Below are 17473 nucleotides of genomic sequence, written 5' to 3'. Positions count from 1 at the left end.
TATGCATCCCCTTTTAGAAAAAGCTCAAGAAATCAAACTGAAGCTTAATTGGTCTCTGATTTTTGGTGTGAGTTTTTTTCTCATTGTTGTAATTGGCTTAGTGCAAATTACGACAGGTGTATCGGATTGGTTAGTTGAAAACAAAGATGCTCAAATCAAGCACCTTACAGTGCAAGGGCAGCCTAAATACACTGATGAAACGGCAATTATAAAAGCGATTAAAAATGCCGATTTAAGTAGTTTTTTTGAATTAGATGTAAAACATGTGCAGCAACTAGTTCAAGATTTACCTTGGGTTGCTACCGCTTCGGTACGTAAACAATGGCCTGATACTATACAAGTATATGTAGTTGAACATGAAGTAGTAGCACATTGGAATAGCGACTTATTGCTCAACCAAAGTGGCCAAGCATTTCAAGCCAGCAGCGATAAGTTAGATGATGACTTACCGCAGTTATACGGCCCAGAAGGCAGCGAAGAAGAAGCGTGGATTGCTTTTAAGCAATTTGATGAGATGCTAAAAGTTAACGGCTTAACGTTAACAAGTTTGGCATTGTCGGAGCGCTTTTCGTGGCAATTATGGCTAGATAACGGAATACGTTTAAATTTAGGACGTAAAGATAAAGCCAAGCGTGTGCAACGTTTTATAGACGTCTACCCACGAATGGAACAACGTGCAGATGCACAAGTAGATACAATAGATTTACGGTATGATACCGGCCTTGCAGTAAGCTTTAAGCCAGTGCAAGAAGAACAATTACAAAATAAGAGTAAGGCATGACTAAGTCAGCAGAAAGAAACCTAGTAATAGGGTTAGACGTTGGCACCTCGAAAGTGGTTGCCACGGTAGGTGAAATCACCGCAGATAACAAGCTCAGCATTGTTGGTGTGGGCAGCCAAGTATCTCATGGTATGGATAAAGGCGGCGTTAACGATTTAAACTTAGTGTCTGAGTCTATTCGCCGAGCAATAGACGAAGCCGAGTTAATGGCTGATTGTCGTATTAGCTCTGTGTATTTGGGGATTTCTGGCAAACACATACAGTGCCAAAACGAAAGTGGCGTGGTGGCAATTAATAACACCGAAGTCACTGACGAAGACATTGAAAATGTAATTCATATTGCGCGTTCTGTGCCTATTTCGGCAGAGCGTAAAATGCTGCATGCATTACCGCAAGAGTACAGCATCGATATGCAAGAGGGGATTAAAAACCCATTAGGCATGAGCGGTGTTCGTATGGAAGCGCGTGCACACATTATTACGTGCTCAAACGATATGGCAAAAAATATCGAGAAATGTGTAGAGCGTTGTGGTCTTGAAGTCGATCAGCTTATCTTTACTGCATTAGCGTCATGTTATTCTGTACTAACAGATGACGAAAAAGAGCTAGGTGTTGCAGTACTTGATATTGGTGGCGGCACTATGGATATCACCATTTATATTAATGGTGCACTTCGTCACTCTGCGGTTATTCCAGTGGCGGGTAACCAAGTTACTGGTGATATTGCAAAAATATTTCGCACACCTATATCACATGCCGAGTCACTCAAAGTACAATACGCATGTGCTAGTAGCCAAATGGCCAGTAGCGAAGACACAATTGAAGTACCAAGTGTAGGCGGACGACCAGCAAGGTTAATGTCGCGCCATACATTATCTGAGGTGGTAGAGCCTCGTTTTAGAGAATTATTTGAGCTTGCGATGGAAGAAATTCGTCGTTCAGGCTTAGAAGACCAAATTGCGGCAGGTCTCGTTATTACAGGCGGAACTGCTAAAATGACTGGCGCGATGGAAGTGGCAGAAGACATCTTCCAAATGCCAGTAAGAATAGGCAAACCAATCGGGATGGTTGGTTTGACAGACTATGTAGATGATCCTTCGTACGCAACCGCTGTTGGTTTGTTACAATACGGGCGTACCATGCAATCGATGAATGCACAAAAGTCGAAAGCAGAGGATAACAATAATTGGTGGAACCGCATTACTAAATGGTTCCAAGGCGAGTTTTAAGACTCAAGTCGGAGAGTAAACATGTTTGATATAATGGAACAACACAGCGAAGAAGCTGTAATAAAAGTAATCGGCGTGGGCGGTGGTGGCGGTAACGCTGTTGAGCACATGGTAAAACAACAAATAGAAGGCGTGCGTTTTATAGCCGCTAATACTGATGCGCAAGCATTACGTAACTCTGCAGCCGATATTACAGTTCAGCTAGGCACGCAAATAACCTCTGGGTTGGGTGCGGGCGCAAACCCTGAAGTAGGCCGTAAGTCGGCTGAAGAAGATGCAGATACAATTCGTGCCAGCCTTGAAGGCGCCGATATGGTCTTTATTGCAGCAGGTATGGGCGGTGGTACAGGTACTGGTGCAGCACCGGTAGTTGCTAAAATAGCAAAAGAGCTAGGTATTTTAACTGTTGCAGTTGTAACACGTCCTTTTGATTTTGAAGGTAAAAAACGTGCAGCAGCCGCTGAACAAGGCATTAATGAATTGTCAGAAATTGTAGATTCACTTATTACAATTCCGAACAATAAATTGCTTAAAGTTTTAGGAAAAGGGACTACACTTCTAGATGCCTTCGCTAAAGCTAATGACGTATTATTTGGTGCGGTACAAGGTATAGCAGAGCTAATTACACGTTCTGGTTTAATTAACGTGGATTTCGCCGATGTTAGAACTGTAATGTCTGCAATGGGTACTGCAATGATGGGAACGGCGTCTGCGTCAGGTCCTGATCGTGCACAAGAAGCAGCAGAAGCGGCTATCTCAAGCCCACTACTAGAAGACGTTGATTTAACAGGTGCTAAAGGCATATTAGTTAATATTACCGCAGGTATGGACATTGCGATTGAAGAATTTGAAATTGTTGGTAATCACGTTAAAGCACTTGCGTCAGAAAACGCAACGGTTGTTGTTGGTGCGGTAATCGACCCAGAAATGACTGATGAGCTACGTGTAACGGTTGTTGCAACTGGCTTAGGCGGCGATCGTCGTCCACAGTTTGGTATTGTTGATAACGGCTTTAAAAAAGCATCAGGTTCTGATGTTGCAAGCACATCAAACCAAACGAGCAGTATGTACGTACCAAGCTTTGCAAGCCAAGATACAAACACTGAAGAAAACACTGCTAAAGAGCAAGCGCAAAGTAAAGAAAAAGCGCCTTCAACGAGCTCAAGCAGTGCATCAAGCTCTTCAGCGCAAAACAGTAAAAAAGCGGATAAATCAGAAGGTGGTGATTATTTTGATATCCCCGCTTTTTTACGTAAGCAGGCTGATTAACATTTAACAATACTTTTGTTTGAAATATGTACGAATATTGAAAGGCAAAAGGATTTATGTTAAACTCCGCCATATAACTGTAACTGATTTAAAAGTGAGCATACCTATGATTAAACAGCGTACGATTGCAGAAGTAGTCAAAGCCATAGGAATTGGACTTCATAAAGGTGAGAAGGTCACAATAACTCTCCGACCTGCGAGCGCAAATACTGGGATTGTATTTCGTCGTGTCGACCTTGATCCGGTTGTTGATTTTGAAACAACACCTGAAGCCGTTGGTGATACGCAGTTGTGTACCTGTTTAATTAACAAAGATGGTGTTCGCTTATCGACTACTGAGCATCTTATTGCAGCTGTTGCTGCAATGGGCATTGATAATTTAATTGTAGAATTAGATAGCTCAGAAGTGCCGATTATGGATGGTAGTGCATTACCATTCATATATTTGTTGCAGAAAGGCGGAATTGAAGAGCAAAACGTTGCTAAACGCTTTATCCGTATTAAAGAAAAAGTACGCATTGAAGAAGATGGTAAATGGGCTGAAGTTGAACCATATGATGGTTTTCATATCGACTTTGAGATTGCATTTAACCACCCTGCTATCAATGAAAGTCGCCAACGTATTGGGTTGGATATAACAACGCAAAGCTTTATTGAAGAAATTAGCCGTGCGCGTACTTTTGGATTTATGAAAGATATTGAATACATGCATGCAAACAACCTAGCGCTAGGTGGGAGCATGGATAGTGCAGTTGTACTTGATGAATTCAAAGTTTTAAATCCTAACGGTTTACGTTATAGCGACGAGTTCGTTAAGCACAAGATATTAGACTGTGTTGGTGACATGTTTATGACAGGCCATAACCTTTTAGGTAAAGTAACTGCATTTAAGTCAGGTCATGATTTAAATAATAAATTACTTCGTAAAATTATGGCAACAGAGTCAGCATGGGAGTGGGCAACATTTGAAACGCCTGTGACGATGCCTGCACCCGGTCTTGAGTTAGCCCACGCTTAAAAGCGTTATAGCGAAGCTCGAAAAACAGTTATAAAAAATGACGCTTATTAGCGTCATTTTTTTTGCGTGAAATTTACTTTATTATAACTCTAAAAGAGTTTGTAACTGATTTAAATTAGTTACTGTATAGGTTGGCTTTATTCCGTCGGCTAATCGCTCACCAGGGTGCTGTAACCAGCAAGTATCAATACCGGCATTGTTGCCGCCAAGTATGTCACTTGCCGCTGTATCACCTACCATAAGTATCTCGCATTTATCTGGGTTACCCATTAGCTCAAATGTGTGCTCGAAAATCGCTTTATTCGGTTTTGCTATACCTACAAGCTCAGATATAACTAACCATTCAAACATATTTTTTAAGCCAGTATGCTCAAGGCGTACGGTTTGCAAGCGGGCAAATCCGTTAGTTATAATACCTAACTTAGCATGCGGCTTAAGTTTATTTAAAAGCTCAATAGCACCAGGTAATGGCTCGCAAATTTGCGCCATAGAATCTAAAAAAGCATCATTTAGCTCTTTTGCTGGCACATTAAGTTTTACAGCCCACTCATTAAAGCGTGTTACTTGTAAGTAATCTGCGCTAATAGCGCCATCTTGATAATCAACCCACAGCTGCTTATTGGTTTTTTGATAATGAATATAATCGTCTTGGCTAAAATCTACGTTGTAAGCTTTAAACATGCGAGTCATACCCGCTAAAATATCAAACCTAAATAAGGTTTCGTCTGCATCAAACAATACATAGTTGTACTTCATTAAACTTCCTAAATTAATTTGTTTGGCTATATAGCTCAGGGTGTAAAAAAGGCGCCATAGCTAAAGTGAGTGCTTGTGTGTAGGTACTTTCCCGAGTGGCATGATTGTTTGTAAGTAGACCAATAGCGCCACCTTTTTGTTTAACGTTGGTGGTATTAAATGCTTTGTCCATTACATCGCCAAGTTCTTCACCTTTAAGTAAAGCATTATAAAGTACTTGGGGTAGAGGAAGGTTGCTGCTGCGCCCTACAACTTGATTTAACGCATTATCAATAACTACGTAAGCAAAGGTTGCTGCACCATAGCTAAATTGCTCAGCACCGCCCTCCATTGCAACGTAATAGTGAGCTTGGTGGTGCTCTTTGCAATAATTTACGCGGTTTTGCGCGCCAATACGTGTTTCGTCTTCGCCGATAGGCTGATCGGGCACGCCTGAGGGAGCATTCACACCTTCACAATCAATGATACATTCTGGAAAATACATAGTAAAAATATGTTTAGCGGCATTTATTTTTACAGGATTTTTAGAACCGACAATAATTTTTAATTGTTGTGACATGCTGATCTGACCTTGAGTAAAATCAGCAGTGTACGTGAGTTGGCTCAATCTTAGAAGAGGAGTTAAATAGGCAAATCGAGAGGAGCTAGATTTTCCAGTGCACGCTTTTTCAAAATAATATCTTTAATCAATGGGGTAAGCACAAGCTCCATAGCTAAGCCCATTTTACCGCCTGGTACTACAAGTGTATTTATACGAGACATAAAACTGCCTTCGATCATGCGTAAATAATAAGGAAAATCAACATCATCAATTCCTCTAAAGCGAATAACTACAAAACTTTCATCGAGTGATGGAATATCTTTGGCGCTAAATGGATTTGAGGTGTCAACAGTAGGCACTCGCTGAAAATTAATATGGGTACGAGAAAATTGCGGGGTAATATGATTTATATAGTCATCCATACTGCGCACAATAGAGCCCATAACCGCTTCGCGAGAATGGCCGCGTTCGGATGTGTCGCGTATTAATTTTTGAATCCATTCAAGGTTAATAATAGGCACCATGCCTATTAATAAATCAACATGCTTTGCAACGTCTACATCTTGATCAACTACGCCGCCGTGCAATCCTTCATAAAACAAAATATCGGTATTGCTATCAAGGTCTTGCCAAGGAGTAAATGTACCCGGTAATTGATTGTATGGAACGGCTTCATCAAAGGTGTGTAAATAACGGCGTAACTTACCTTGGCCTGTTTCACTATAGTTTTCAAACAACGCTTCTAAAGAACCAAAGTCATTTGCCTCTCGGCCAAAGTAACTAATGTGTTTATTTTCTTGTTGCGCTTCACGTACTTTTTTATCCATTTCAGGGCGAGTGTAACGATGAAAGCTATCTCCTTCGATAAAAGCCGCTTCAATATTAAGGCTACGGAAAATATGTTTAATTGCATTGGTTGTGGTGGTTGTACCCGCACCAGACGAACCCGTAATCGCAATAATAGGATTTTTAGCTGACATGTTAATTCTCTTTTTTAGGACCAGGTTTTATAACCAGACTAAACTTAACATTATTTTAAGTCGTTTGGGTATCTTAAGAGTTGACTGACTTAGCTCAAGTGACGTCATCAGCAAATAACGTTATCATGAGGTGCTTAAAATTAAAACGAGAGAAAGCATGAAACTTATTAAACCATTACTTGGGGTATTTTCTATAGCAGCGCTTAGCCCAATTATGGCGCAGGCTAGCATGCCAAAAAGCCAAGTATTACTTGCTGATTTAAATACGCCTTATGGGGTACAAGTTAGTATAGTGAGTGATAAAAATAGTTATAACAACCAACCATACTTAACAAGCGACGGTTTATATTTTACTCATGAGGTCATTACAGATGGGCAGGGCCAAACCGATATTGCTTATTATGACTTAACATCAAAACAAGTAACTAATATCAGTAACTCTCCCGTAAGCGAATATTCACCAACTGTTATGCCTAGTGGTGATGCAGTATCAGCGATTGTTGTTGAGGCGGATGGTAAACAAAAGTTGTGGCGATACCCACGTAAAAACGAAGATGCGCCAAGTCGTATTTTTGATTGGATTGAGCCTGTTGGATACCACGCTTGGGGCGTTCAAAATGATTTAGTGATGTTTATTTTAGGAAAGCCTCATACCCTTCAATATACATCAGTTGAAGAAGCAAAGGGAAAAATAGCTGCCAGCAATATTGGCCGAACACTTATTTATAATAACGCGACGGCTACATTTTTATTTAGTTACACTAAAAACGAGCAACACATTTTAGCGAGTTTTAATCCACAAGATAAACAAGTTGAAGACTTACTAAGATTGCCGGCTCAAGTACAAGATTTTATTTTGAAAGATGATGCAACTATCGCTTACGCAATTAAGAACCGCGTTTATCAACGCAAGCTTGAGGGCAGTGACGAAGTATCGCAATGGCTTAATTTAAGCACTTACTGCGAAACAAATATAACAAGAATGAGTTTCAACAATGAAAAACTCGCTTTTGTATGTGATATAACGAAGTAAAGTAGGCAAATAAATTCAGATTTTATTGTGTGTATGCGTTAATCTAATGCGTAAATTTAACTAATAGGGATTACACGTGGCTTATAGTGCAGACGAGCTGACAGAACAGCTTATTAAATTACAGTGTAGAAGTAATTTTAAGATTAAAAATATTGCAGAGTACATGTTAGTAAACTCTAAAGAAGCATTTTATACCCACAGCGAAAGTGGCAAGGGTAAAATAGTAATTCGCCCCGCATTTGAAGTGTTTAGTGATGATTTTAGTGATATTGATGGCGTAACGCGTGCTCAAGGGTACTTTCATAGCAGCGAGATGACACGCTTTCCTACGCGTATTTTTAAAAGCGCCCAACCTATTCACTATGGCGTGGCATTTAAAATAAATTCTGAGCAAGCAGCAAAAGACTTTATAGCCAAGCTAACTATGATTATTGGTAACTAATTTTATATAAAACGTAAAAAGCCGCTGAATTTATATTCAGCGGCTTTTGTATTTTTATAGCTTAATAACTAAGAGTTACTTACTTTTTAAGAAGCTATTAACCGATTCAAGTTCGCGTGTTTTAAGCGCAATACAATCGTTTGTGCTTTCTTCAAGTTTACTTAATGTACGAGCGTAACCTGCTACATCAGCTACTTTTTCGTTAAAAAATACTTTTGTTTTAGCTAGGCTTTCTGCATTACAGCTTGCAGTTGTAAAGTACGGTAAGTTAGGAATAAAGAACGGCGGTAAGCTTGCTGTTACTTTATCGTAGTTACTGTAAACCCAGTCAATAAATAACGCTTGGCGCTCATCTGTATAACTTTGACCTGACAAAATAGTGCGCATGTCAGATGCCGTTACTTCATCCGTTAAACTATAAGCTAATACCGCTTTTTGTAACTCAGGTTTGCCAAAAAAGCCCATTGCAGCAAGCATGTTAGTGCGTACTTGTGGATCTTTTGTGGTTTTAAACGTTGTCATGAACTGATCAAGCAGCGCTTTGTCACCATGAAAAGCAGCAAGAGTTAAGTACGTACCCGCTAAATAAGGATCTACTTTTTGTGGATCATTTAAATAAACTTGTGTTTGTTCTTTTGCCTTTTTGATGACGTTTTGATCTTCACCATCAAAACCTAAGCGTGATACAACGGCTGCACGAAGTTGTGCAATAGCTCCATCTTCTCCCGCTTTAGCTTCTAGGCCATATTTTTTAGCCGCAGGCGTTACCGCATTACGAATAAATTCAGGCCATAAATCTTTATTGCTATCGTCTTTAAAAGTACGTTGTTGCGATACTAAGTAACCTAGTGCGGTATTTGCTACGCGAGGGTGGCTATCGCTTACGAACACTTCAAGTGTTTGCATTAACTTAGCAGCAGATATAACACCAGCATCAAGTAGTGCATCAGTAGCCGATAGTAACGCTAAGCGCTCACGGTCACTCAGTACGCTTGGCGCTTTTTTAACAAGTGCGCTAAATTGTGCGTCATCCATTACCCAGCGATAGTAGCCTAGTGCACCTTGGTCAGGATAAATCCACTCTGGTTCAAAGTCTAAGTCTAGCGTTTGGCTTTGTTTATTAAGTAATACGTTTGCTGTTTTTACTTTATCGCCAGCACCATACTTAATTGCAACCGGTACATTCCATAGCTGCTCTGGCGCATCCACACCTGCATTTACAAAGCGGCTTTGTGAAATAGTTACTTTGCTACCTTGTTGAGTCACTTTAACTAGTGGGAAAGAGGATTGCTCAATAAACGATTTTAAAACGCTTGCTACATCTTTGTTTGATGCTTTGCCTAGTGCTTCCCATAAATCAGCCGCTTCAGCATTTTTGTACGAAAACTCTTTTAAGTAGCTTTGAATACCTTTTTGAAATGCATCTTCGCCAATCCAGTTTTCAACCATAGCAAGTACTGAGCTGCCTTTACTGTAAGCAAGGCCTAAACCATCCATAATGTCGGCTTCGGTTTTAATTGGCTTACGAATAGGCTTAGTGCTTAAACGTGCATCAAGTGCCATTACGTTGTTTTGTGGCAGGTCTAAGTGCGATTCAAACTCAGGGTTAAGCTGCTTAGTAATTTTTGCAGCCATCCAGCTAGCAAACGCTTCGTTTAACCATAAGTCGTTCCACCATTTCATGGTTACTAAGTTACCGTACCATTGGTGAGCAAGTTCGTGAGCAATAATTGATACATTACGTTGTTTTTTACTACGTGTTGCGGCAGCTAAATCAACCAGTAAAATATCTTCTCTGTAGGTAACTAAGCCTGAGTTTTCCATTGCGCCAAATGGAAATTCTGGTACCGCTACTGAGTCTAATTTTTTGTAAACGTAAGGAATACCAAAATACGCTTCAAGTGCGCCTAGTACTTTTGGCATATTTTCTTTTGCGTATTGGGCTAAGTGAATTTTACCTTGTGGCGTAATTACACGACCAGGAATTGGCATGCCTTTAATTTCTAATTCTTCAAATGGGCCAACGGCCATTGCCACTAGGTATGAAGGGATTGGCGGTGTTTTATCAAAAAAGTGTGTGGTCATATCGCCATCAACCGTTGTTTTTAGTTCTGGCGTATTTGAATATACTTTTTGTGATGTAGGCGCAGTAATCGTTAACTGAAATGGAATTTTGTAACTTGGCTCGTCAAAAACAGGAAATGCACGGCGTGCATCACTCATTTCAAATTGAGTAAATAAGTAAGGTGTGCCTTGGTCTAATGTTTTGTATAAACCAACACTTTGACGGTTATATGGCGCTGAAAAATCAACTTTAAGTGTGTATTTACCTGGTTGAATTTGTTCATCACAGCTAAATTTAACTTTACCTGTTTTAAGCATTTCATTGTTTAAATCACAGCTTTCATCACCAAGCAGTTGCGCCATTTTAACAGCGTAAGCTACGCCATTTAACTCAATATATTTTGTTGGCTTTAGTACTTCTAGGGAAATCTCAGTCATCCCTGTGAATGTATCTTGGCTCGGGTCGAGTGTTAACGAGACCTGTTGTGAACTTGGTTTTGCGAGTTTTTCAATAACGAATTCGTTAGCGTTTGCAGCACCCATTGCCAAAGCAACGCTCACTGTTAAGAGGCTTTTAAGAAACATAGTGATCCCTAGATTGTTGTTGTTAGAAACTACCCTAAATAGGCTTTTTTATGCTCATATAATTAGGGGGTTAGATATCCTAACAGTTTTTTTAAATAGAGTAATTGATTATAACGGTGACTTTAAAGGGAAATAGTAACAAAGTTTGTCAGTGGCTTTCGCGTGTTATAAAACGCTGCCAATGCAGGTGTGAGTTAATAATAAGTATTTGTTGGACAACGGTATTTAATAAGTGAGTATCGCTAAACACATCATGTGGATACTCGTTAAAGCCCATTAAATAATTAAATGTGTCTTTAGAGTTAGCTTGCAGGGCGTATATACGCACTTGTTGCTCAAAGTTAAGACGAAGACTGCTTATTGCTGTTTTCATACCGAGTTGATCTACGTTTGGTATATCACATTTTTGCAGGTAACCGGCACGCTCACCTTCACCTGAAAACCAAATACGTACTTTTTCACTGTACCTGCCAGTTTTAGCGGGTAAGTCGAACATTAATCGGTGTTGGTTTTGCGATTTGATGAATGTTATATATTCATTAAATCCAGCATTTATAAGAGCTTGATGTACTGGAACTAAACGAGGTTTAATTTTACCGTGGGTATAAAAATTAAAACATAAGACATTTTTTTCAAGAGACAGATCATCAAGCGTTAAGTAACCAATCTCATCGCTATAAGCACCGCTATAATATGCAATTAAAGGGAGCCAAAAGTGCCAGTGTTTTGGTTGCTCTCGTGCAACTTTAAAATCACCGTATATATATCCATTATAAAGGGTGTGCAATTCCATGGCGGAAAAGGGACGGCGACCAAGATGGGTTTTCAACGTAATACCTTGAAAATAATGATGTGTTTTATTTTATACCCAACTAGCAATAGATGCTAGTCGGGTTTTATTCGCTTTTAACGCAAAGCGTATAAAGTATTATTCACTCAATGCTCGAGCTAAACCTGTAGGCTCAATTTCTGCACATACTTGGTCATCATTCCAGTTAATACCAACAAGTGCATTATCTTCATTTAAGTCTTCAACCCATGCATCTAAAAATTCATCAAGGTTGATTTCTACTGGACTGTAATCTTTCCACTCTTCTTTACACTGTGCTTTAGCTGCTGCTTCACTTTCCCAAAGCAGTAGTACGTCAGTTTCGTCAAATTGGTTAGAATCGCACACTACAAAGCCATTATCTTCTGCACCAAGTGCCCAAATTACTTCGCTAACACGTACTTTTTCTACGAAGCTAACTAGTTGTGATTCAATTTCGATATCGCTCATGTGTTTACCCTTTTAAATTAGTGACGAGGATTAGTGTCTATTGCTGCTTGGCGCTCACCATATTGCTTATGAAAAGCAACAAGCGCTGAATGCTGACTAAAGTCAGCCAATTCGCGAAAGCAAATCCAATCAAGCAGGCAGTATAAACTGATGTTGAGGTATTCACAGCCTTTAAATTCTTCATCGCTTAAATGAGAATTCAAAAAGCTCAATGTTTGCTCAATACGTTCGTTTTGCAGATTAAAAAATAATTTATCGCTTTTGGTGTCAAATCCAGAACGTTTACACAACACCATTTCTACTAACGAATCGTTACAGGCATTTATAGTTGTAAGTAAGTGCTCTTGAGGCCACGTTAGTTTTGGCTGACCTGTTTTTTCAAGTAAATAACGCAATATAGAATTAGAGTCGCTAAGTGTTAAGTCACCATCTACCAAAATCGGGATTTTTCGAGCCGGGTTTTTACTGGCCATGGTAGGGCGGTCTTGATCAGAAAATATGTCTAAACTTACAAGTTCTAGCTTGCAGTCGTTTTCTTGCGCCCAAATTCTAATTCGGCGTACGTAAGGTGAAGGTACAGAACCAATTAATTGCATAATTACTCCATAAAAAAGCCGCATAAGCGGCTTTTATCAAATGTTACTTACAGTACAGTTAAATTTATTCTGAACGGCTAGTAACTTCAAGTAAATGATAACCAAATTGAGTTTGTACAGGGCCTTGTACTTGATTAATTGGCGCAGAAAATACAACTTTATCAAACTCTGGAACCATCATACCAGGGCCAAACTCACCAAGAGCACCGCCATCCTGACCTGAAGGACAATTAGAATGTGCTTTTGCTAATTCAGCAAAGTCTTCGCCTTGCTCAATTTTTGTTTTTAAGTCTAAACATTGTGCTTCACTGTCTACAAGTATGTGTCGTGCGCTTGCTACTGTCATAAAATCTCCCGAATATAATGTGGTGTTTTTTTAACCGAATTGAAATGTCATTCTAGTTAGTTTCAACTAATTGTACCAGTATAAACTTATTTATTAGAAAACACAGTTTCAATTGCAGTAATCATTTGCTCTGAATTAGGTGCCACTTTACTGTTAAACCGTAAAATTGTTTTACGATCAGCAGACACTAAGTATTTATAAAAGTTCCAATTTGGAGAGCTAGTTTGCTCATTCAAATATTTAAAAATTGGATTTGCTTCGCTACCACGAACTTTACTGGTGGCAAACATGGGAAAAGTTACACCATAGTTTACAAAGCATACTTTTGCTGTTTCTTTTTCATTATCTTCTTCTTGAAAAAAGTCATCAGAGGGGAACCCTAATACGACTAAACCTTGATCTTTGTATTGTTGATATAATGCTTCAAGGCCTTTAAATTGAGGTGTAAACCCACAATTACTCGCCGTGTTTACTATTAATAAAGGCTTATTTTTGAATTTGCACAAGTTAATCGATTCTTTTGAGCGAAGCTTTCGCATATCTATATTAGTAAAATCTTGACAGTCTTGGGCAGAGGTTTGGTTAATAGTTGATGATGTTTCAGCTTGGAGTGAAGCATTAATAAATAAAGCCATTAATCCTATTATAATTTTTTTTAGCATTACATTACCTAAAATTTACGATTGTTTGATTTGATAATCATACGCTAATATGGAACAAATTGATCAACCCCCAAATGACCTATGACAATCCGTTTAGCAACTATTAATGATCTTAAAGAAATTGTAGCCATTTACAACGAAACTATTGCAGGGCGAATGGTAACTGCAGATACCGAAGAAGTGACCGTTGACGAAAAGCGTGACTGGTTTAATAGCCATAACGATAAAAGGCCTATTTACGTTTATTGCGAAAATAACCAAGTACTTGCTTGGGTGAGCTATAAATCGTTTTATGGCCGTCCTGCTTACGATGGCACAGTAGAAATGAGCATTTATATTACCAGTAAAGCACAAGGTAAAGGGCTTGGTAAAAAGCTGATGATATTTGCCCAAACACAAGCTAAGCAACTACATATTAAGGTATTACTCGGTTTTATTTTTAGTCATAACTTACCGAGTGTTAAATTGTTTAAACATTTTGATTTTGCAATATGGGGCGAGTTGCCAAGTGTTGCAATAATGGATGATAAGGCGTATAGCCTTACTATTTTTGGAAAACATTTGGAATAAATTATTTTTCATAATGCTGTAATATTTTTTTACAAAATAAGACGAAGGGTTTATGCCAATTAAAGAAAAATAGACTACGCTATTAACATATTAAGTTTATTAATTTGAAGTGTAGCTTGATGATTCGAAAAATATTAATTGTTGATAGTAGCAGTATCATCGCAATGCGTGTGAAAGTGCTTTTAGAATTAATAGGATGTGAAGTCGAATTAATTCATTTCAGCATGCTAGACATGTATACCAATATAGGCAACTACGACTTAGTTGTTGTTGCCCATGGTGTGCCTGTTGATTCTATAAAATCCCTTGTTAGTGAAGTAGCGCAAGAGCGTTTTATGTTACTTGCTCCAAAAGCTGAAAGTGGTGAGCAACTAACTGCATTTAGTGAGCTAAATCATGCTGCGCCTGACGCAACCGTGATCTACCCGTTTTTTTCTAATAAAGAAATTACTTCTCTTTTAGAAAGCCTACTAGAATTAGGCTCTAATCATATTTTGCAATTACCCGCTATTTTACTCGTCGATCATGTTCCTGAGCGCCTCGAAAAAATGAAAAATAGCTTAATCGGTGCTCATATAGAGACTCATACAGCAACCACCTCCGCAGAAGCTTTAGAAATTACTAAAGAAAAGCAAATCGATATACTGATAAGCGATTTTGTTTTAGATGACGGAACAGGTTTAGAAATTTTTTCAAACTTAAAAGTAACGCAACCACATTGCCGCTGCTTATTATTTACCTCACGTCCCGATCAAGTTTCGATGATTGAAGCTATTCGTCAAGGTGTAGAAGACGTACTTATTAAGCCACTGAACGACAGCTCACTATTACAATCAATACATAAATTATGGCAAACAGAGTTATTAAAACGCCATAACGCAGAACTTGTTGAAAGGCTACAAGATACAGTTGATGCCCTGATTGAAAAAGACAGTCTACTCCAGGTTATTTATAAGCATACGCCCGATGCAATTATGTTGTTTGAGAAATGCGGTAGGGTAATAGAAGCTAATGATGCTTGTTTAAAACTATTTAATTTACCGTTTAACGAACTCGAAGGTAAGTCAGTATTTAACTTTTTAGATGATGATTCAACGTTAGGTATTAAAGATAAAATTTCGACATTAAATAGTAATCGCCAATTTAGCTGCGACTTACGTTTATCTAAAACAGCAGGGGGATATATACCGTTGGTGGGATCTTTTAATGAGATAGATCACCATGGCGAAATAGCACTTGCCGTAATATTTAAAAATGTAACTCACCTTAAGCAAAAAGAAGATTTACTACTTGAAGCAAAAGATATCCTTGAAGAGCAAGTAAGAGCACGTACTTCACAACTCGAGCACGCTAAAAATGTGGCTGAGGCTGCAAACTTAAGTAAATCAGAGTTTTTAGCTAATATGTCGCATGAACTTCGTACACCAATGCACTCTATTTTAAGCTTTTCTCGTTTTGGTCTAAGTAAATTAGATGCTGGAGATTTTGCAAAAGAAAAACTCATTAAATACCTATCTCGCATAGAGAGTAGTGGCGAGCGTTTACTGTCGCTACTAAATAATTTACTCGACCTATCTAAGCTAGATGTGGGTAAGTTTCCATTTAATCCTCGTCCATATAATTTATCGAACATCATTAAAACAAGTATTGATGATGTATCTGGTACGGCAATGGAAAAAGAAATTGAGATTGTATTTACCGCGCAGCCATTACCTGTAATTGCGCAATGTGATGAAGAGCAAATAAATCAGTTACTTCGAAACGTATTAGGTAATGCACTTAAATTTAGCGAACCAAAAAGTAAAATACGGGTAAATTTAGAGTCAGATAATAAGCTTGCTACTATAAAGGTTACCGATAATGGGGTCGGTATACCTGAAGATGAACTAGAGCATATTTTTACTAAGTTTGTACAAAGCAGTAAAACAAATAGCGGTGCTGGTGGTACAGGGCTCGGTCTTGCCTTGTGTAGAGAGTTTGTATCTTTACACCAAGGTGAGATCACTGCACGTAACAACGAAAATGGTGGTGCAACTATATCTATACAGGTGCCATTAGAAATAAATCTAGATGATCATTTGGCTGAAGATCAATTAATACAACACAGTAATTAATTTTTTTTGGCAAGCCAAGTAACTTTTTGAGAATTTGAATGGATGATAAATTATGGCCTTAACTAAAATACTTGCCGTTGATGACGAACCCTTTAACCTTGAAATTATTGAGGAAATTTTAGAGGATCTTGATTTTGAATTACAAGTAGCAACGAATGGTCCTGAGTGTTTAAACATGGTTGAGGGCTATATGCCTCAGGTTATATTGCTCGACGTAAGTATGCCGCAAATGAACGGCTATGAAGTATGTAAGGCACTTAAAGCAAACCCAAATACAGCACACATTATTGTTATGTTTGTTTCTGCTCGCGGCACAGTTGAAGAGCGCATGGAAGGCTACTCGGTTGGTGCAGAAGACTATATTGTAAAACCCTTTGGCCATGATGAACTTAAGTCAAAGCTTAAAAATTTAAACCAAGTACTTGTTGAAAAACAAAGCCTTGAAAAGCAAGTTGAAGATGCTACATCAACTGCATTTAATGCCATGGCTAACAGCAGTGAAATGGGGCAGATAGTTAACTACGTTGAAAACATAGGCTTTATTAACGACCCTCAAGAGCTAGGTAAAGCGCTTGTAGATTGCCTTCAGTCTTTTGATTTACAAAGCAATGTAGAATTTAGAGAAAATAATGAAATTAGCCACTTTGCACTAAACGGCGTGTGTTCACCTATTGTGGTGGAGCTATTTGAAATGCTGAAAAACAAAGGGCGCTTACATGAGTTTTCGCACCGAATTTTAGTTAACTATGAATTGATTAGCTTACTTATTTTAAATATGCCCGATCATGACCCTGATAAGCATGGCCGTATACGCGACCACGTATGTTTTATTGTCAGTGTTACCGAGCAGCAGCTACGCGCCATCATGACCAAGAAAATGCTTGAATCACAACGAGCAAAACTTAATGCCGTAGCAAGTACTGTTCATAGTAAGTTTCATAGCTTAATTAGCTTGTTGAATGAAAACCGTCAAAACAACGAAAAAGTGTTTAAACAGTTACAAGAAGAGCTCGAAGAACGTATCCCATCAATGGGACTGGATGAAGATCAGGAGGTGTTTATTTATAAAAAAGTAGATGAAACTATCCAAAACTCAGTAGCAAGAGAAGAGTCTGTTAAACAAGTCAAAGCAGCCTTTACAGAGATAGAACAAGATCTATCGTTACTTTTGAAAAACTAGTTACTTCGCAATATAAAGGTTTACTTAA

Annotated in this window: 18 protein-coding genes; 9 read left to right on the top strand and 9 right to left on the bottom strand. The window is 38.6% G+C overall.

Annotated features, from left to right (window positions below; genetic code table 11):
- The first annotated feature begins 1 nt into the window (after nucleotide 1).
- The 4 genes from BW142_RS01800 (at nucleotide 2) to lpxC (ending at nucleotide 4297) form a co-directional block, all read left to right on the top strand.
- Nucleotides 2-781 carry a cell division protein FtsQ/DivIB gene (locus tag BW142_RS01800; RefSeq protein WP_024599293.1) on the top strand — a complete coding sequence of 260 codons (780 nt, stop codon included), beginning with the start codon at nucleotides 2-4 and terminating at the stop codon, nucleotides 779-781.
- A complete protein-coding gene (ftsA, locus tag BW142_RS01795) occupies nucleotides 778-2010 on the top strand; it encodes a cell division protein FtsA (RefSeq protein WP_007582937.1) in 1233 nt (410 codons plus the stop codon). Before BW142_RS01800 ends, ftsA begins: the two co-directional genes overlap by 4 nt.
- A 21-nt stretch (nucleotides 2011-2031) precedes the next feature.
- Nucleotides 2032-3279: a cell division protein FtsZ gene (ftsZ, locus tag BW142_RS01790; RefSeq protein WP_076923700.1), complete on the top strand. Its 1248-nt coding sequence runs from the start codon at nucleotides 2032-2034 to the stop codon at nucleotides 3277-3279.
- Nucleotides 3280-3385: 106 nt separating this feature from the next.
- Nucleotides 3386-4297, top strand: a complete 912-nt coding sequence (gene lpxC / locus BW142_RS01785) for a UDP-3-O-acyl-N-acetylglucosamine deacetylase (RefSeq protein WP_024599295.1) — start codon at nucleotides 3386-3388, stop codon at nucleotides 4295-4297.
- Nucleotides 4298-4378: 81 nt separating this feature from the next.
- On the opposite strand, the gene yjjG is transcribed toward lpxC, so the two are convergent.
- The 3 genes from yjjG to BW142_RS01770 all read right to left on the bottom strand — a co-directional run bounded on the left by yjjG (nucleotide 4379) and on the right by BW142_RS01770 (nucleotide 6574).
- Nucleotides 4379-5053 carry a pyrimidine 5'-nucleotidase gene (yjjG, locus tag BW142_RS01780; protein WP_076923699.1) on the bottom strand — a complete coding sequence of 225 codons (675 nt, stop codon included), beginning with the start codon at nucleotides 5051-5053 and terminating at the stop codon, nucleotides 4379-4381.
- Between the two features lie 13 nt (nucleotides 5054-5066).
- Nucleotides 5067-5612, bottom strand: coding sequence for an inosine/xanthosine triphosphatase (gene yjjX / locus BW142_RS01775; RefSeq protein ID WP_076923698.1), 546 nt, complete (start codon nucleotides 5610-5612; stop codon nucleotides 5067-5069).
- Nucleotides 5613-5674: 62 nt separating this feature from the next.
- On the bottom strand, nucleotides 5675-6574 hold the full coding sequence (locus BW142_RS01770; protein WP_024599298.1) for a phosphoribulokinase: 900 nt from the start codon (nucleotides 6572-6574) through the stop codon (nucleotides 5675-5677).
- Nucleotides 6575-6731: 157 nt separating this feature from the next.
- Between BW142_RS01770 and BW142_RS01765 the strand changes: the two genes are divergently transcribed.
- On the top strand, nucleotides 6732-7607 hold the full coding sequence (locus BW142_RS01765; RefSeq protein ID WP_076923697.1) for a hypothetical protein: 876 nt from the start codon (nucleotides 6732-6734) through the stop codon (nucleotides 7605-7607).
- 76 nt (nucleotides 7608-7683) lie between these two features.
- Complete coding sequence (locus BW142_RS01760; RefSeq protein WP_007579906.1) at nucleotides 7684-8049, top strand: hypothetical protein; 366 nt, start codon at nucleotides 7684-7686, stop codon at nucleotides 8047-8049.
- 75 nt (nucleotides 8050-8124) lie between these two features.
- Here the strand turns inward: BW142_RS01760 and BW142_RS01755 are convergent, their stop codons facing one another.
- The 6 genes from BW142_RS01755 to BW142_RS01730 all read right to left on the bottom strand — a co-directional run bounded on the left by BW142_RS01755 (nucleotide 8125) and on the right by BW142_RS01730 (nucleotide 13581).
- Nucleotides 8125-10698: a M1 family metallopeptidase gene (locus BW142_RS01755; RefSeq protein ID WP_076923696.1), complete on the bottom strand. Its 2574-nt coding sequence runs from the start codon at nucleotides 10696-10698 to the stop codon at nucleotides 8125-8127.
- Nucleotides 10699-10846: 148 nt separating this feature from the next.
- The gene (locus BW142_RS01750; RefSeq protein ID WP_076923695.1) at nucleotides 10847-11527 is read right to left on the bottom strand and encodes a hypothetical protein; all 681 of its coding nucleotides are present in this window, start codon (nucleotides 11525-11527) and stop codon (nucleotides 10847-10849) included.
- A 99-nt stretch (nucleotides 11528-11626) separates the two neighbouring features.
- The gene (locus BW142_RS01745; protein WP_024599302.1) at nucleotides 11627-11977 is read right to left on the bottom strand and encodes a DUF2750 domain-containing protein; all 351 of its coding nucleotides are present in this window, start codon (nucleotides 11975-11977) and stop codon (nucleotides 11627-11629) included.
- Between the two features lie 17 nt (nucleotides 11978-11994).
- Nucleotides 11995-12573 carry a glutathione S-transferase family protein gene (locus tag BW142_RS01740; protein ID WP_076923694.1) on the bottom strand — a complete coding sequence of 193 codons (579 nt, stop codon included), beginning with the start codon at nucleotides 12571-12573 and terminating at the stop codon, nucleotides 11995-11997.
- A 64-nt stretch (nucleotides 12574-12637) separates the two neighbouring features.
- Nucleotides 12638-12919 (bottom strand): peptidylprolyl isomerase, encoded by a 282-nt coding sequence (locus BW142_RS01735; RefSeq protein ID WP_002958009.1) that lies wholly within the window; start codon nucleotides 12917-12919, stop codon nucleotides 12638-12640.
- Between the two features lie 86 nt (nucleotides 12920-13005).
- Nucleotides 13006-13581, bottom strand: coding sequence for a glutathione peroxidase (locus BW142_RS01730; RefSeq protein ID WP_076923693.1), 576 nt, complete (start codon nucleotides 13579-13581; stop codon nucleotides 13006-13008).
- Nucleotides 13582-13662: 81 nt separating this feature from the next.
- Between BW142_RS01730 and BW142_RS01725 the strand changes: the two genes are divergently transcribed.
- From BW142_RS01725 to BW142_RS01715, 3 genes are all read left to right on the top strand, one after another.
- Complete coding sequence (locus BW142_RS01725; protein WP_076923692.1) at nucleotides 13663-14151, top strand: GNAT family N-acetyltransferase; 489 nt, start codon at nucleotides 13663-13665, stop codon at nucleotides 14149-14151.
- 119 nt (nucleotides 14152-14270) lie between these two features.
- Nucleotides 14271-16265 carry an ATP-binding protein gene (locus BW142_RS01720; protein ID WP_076923691.1) on the top strand — a complete coding sequence of 665 codons (1995 nt, stop codon included), beginning with the start codon at nucleotides 14271-14273 and terminating at the stop codon, nucleotides 16263-16265.
- A 52-nt stretch (nucleotides 16266-16317) separates the two neighbouring features.
- A complete protein-coding gene (locus BW142_RS01715; protein ID WP_058154163.1) occupies nucleotides 16318-17445 on the top strand; it encodes a response regulator in 1128 nt (375 codons plus the stop codon).
- Nucleotides 17446-17473: the final 28 nt, after the last annotated feature.

The organism is Pseudoalteromonas sp. EB27, from assembly GCF_001974875.1.
Classification (GTDB): domain Bacteria; phylum Pseudomonadota; class Gammaproteobacteria; order Enterobacterales; family Alteromonadaceae; genus Pseudoalteromonas.
Note: the sequence above shows the minus strand (reverse complement) of the source record. Positions and strands in the feature narration are given on the sequence as shown.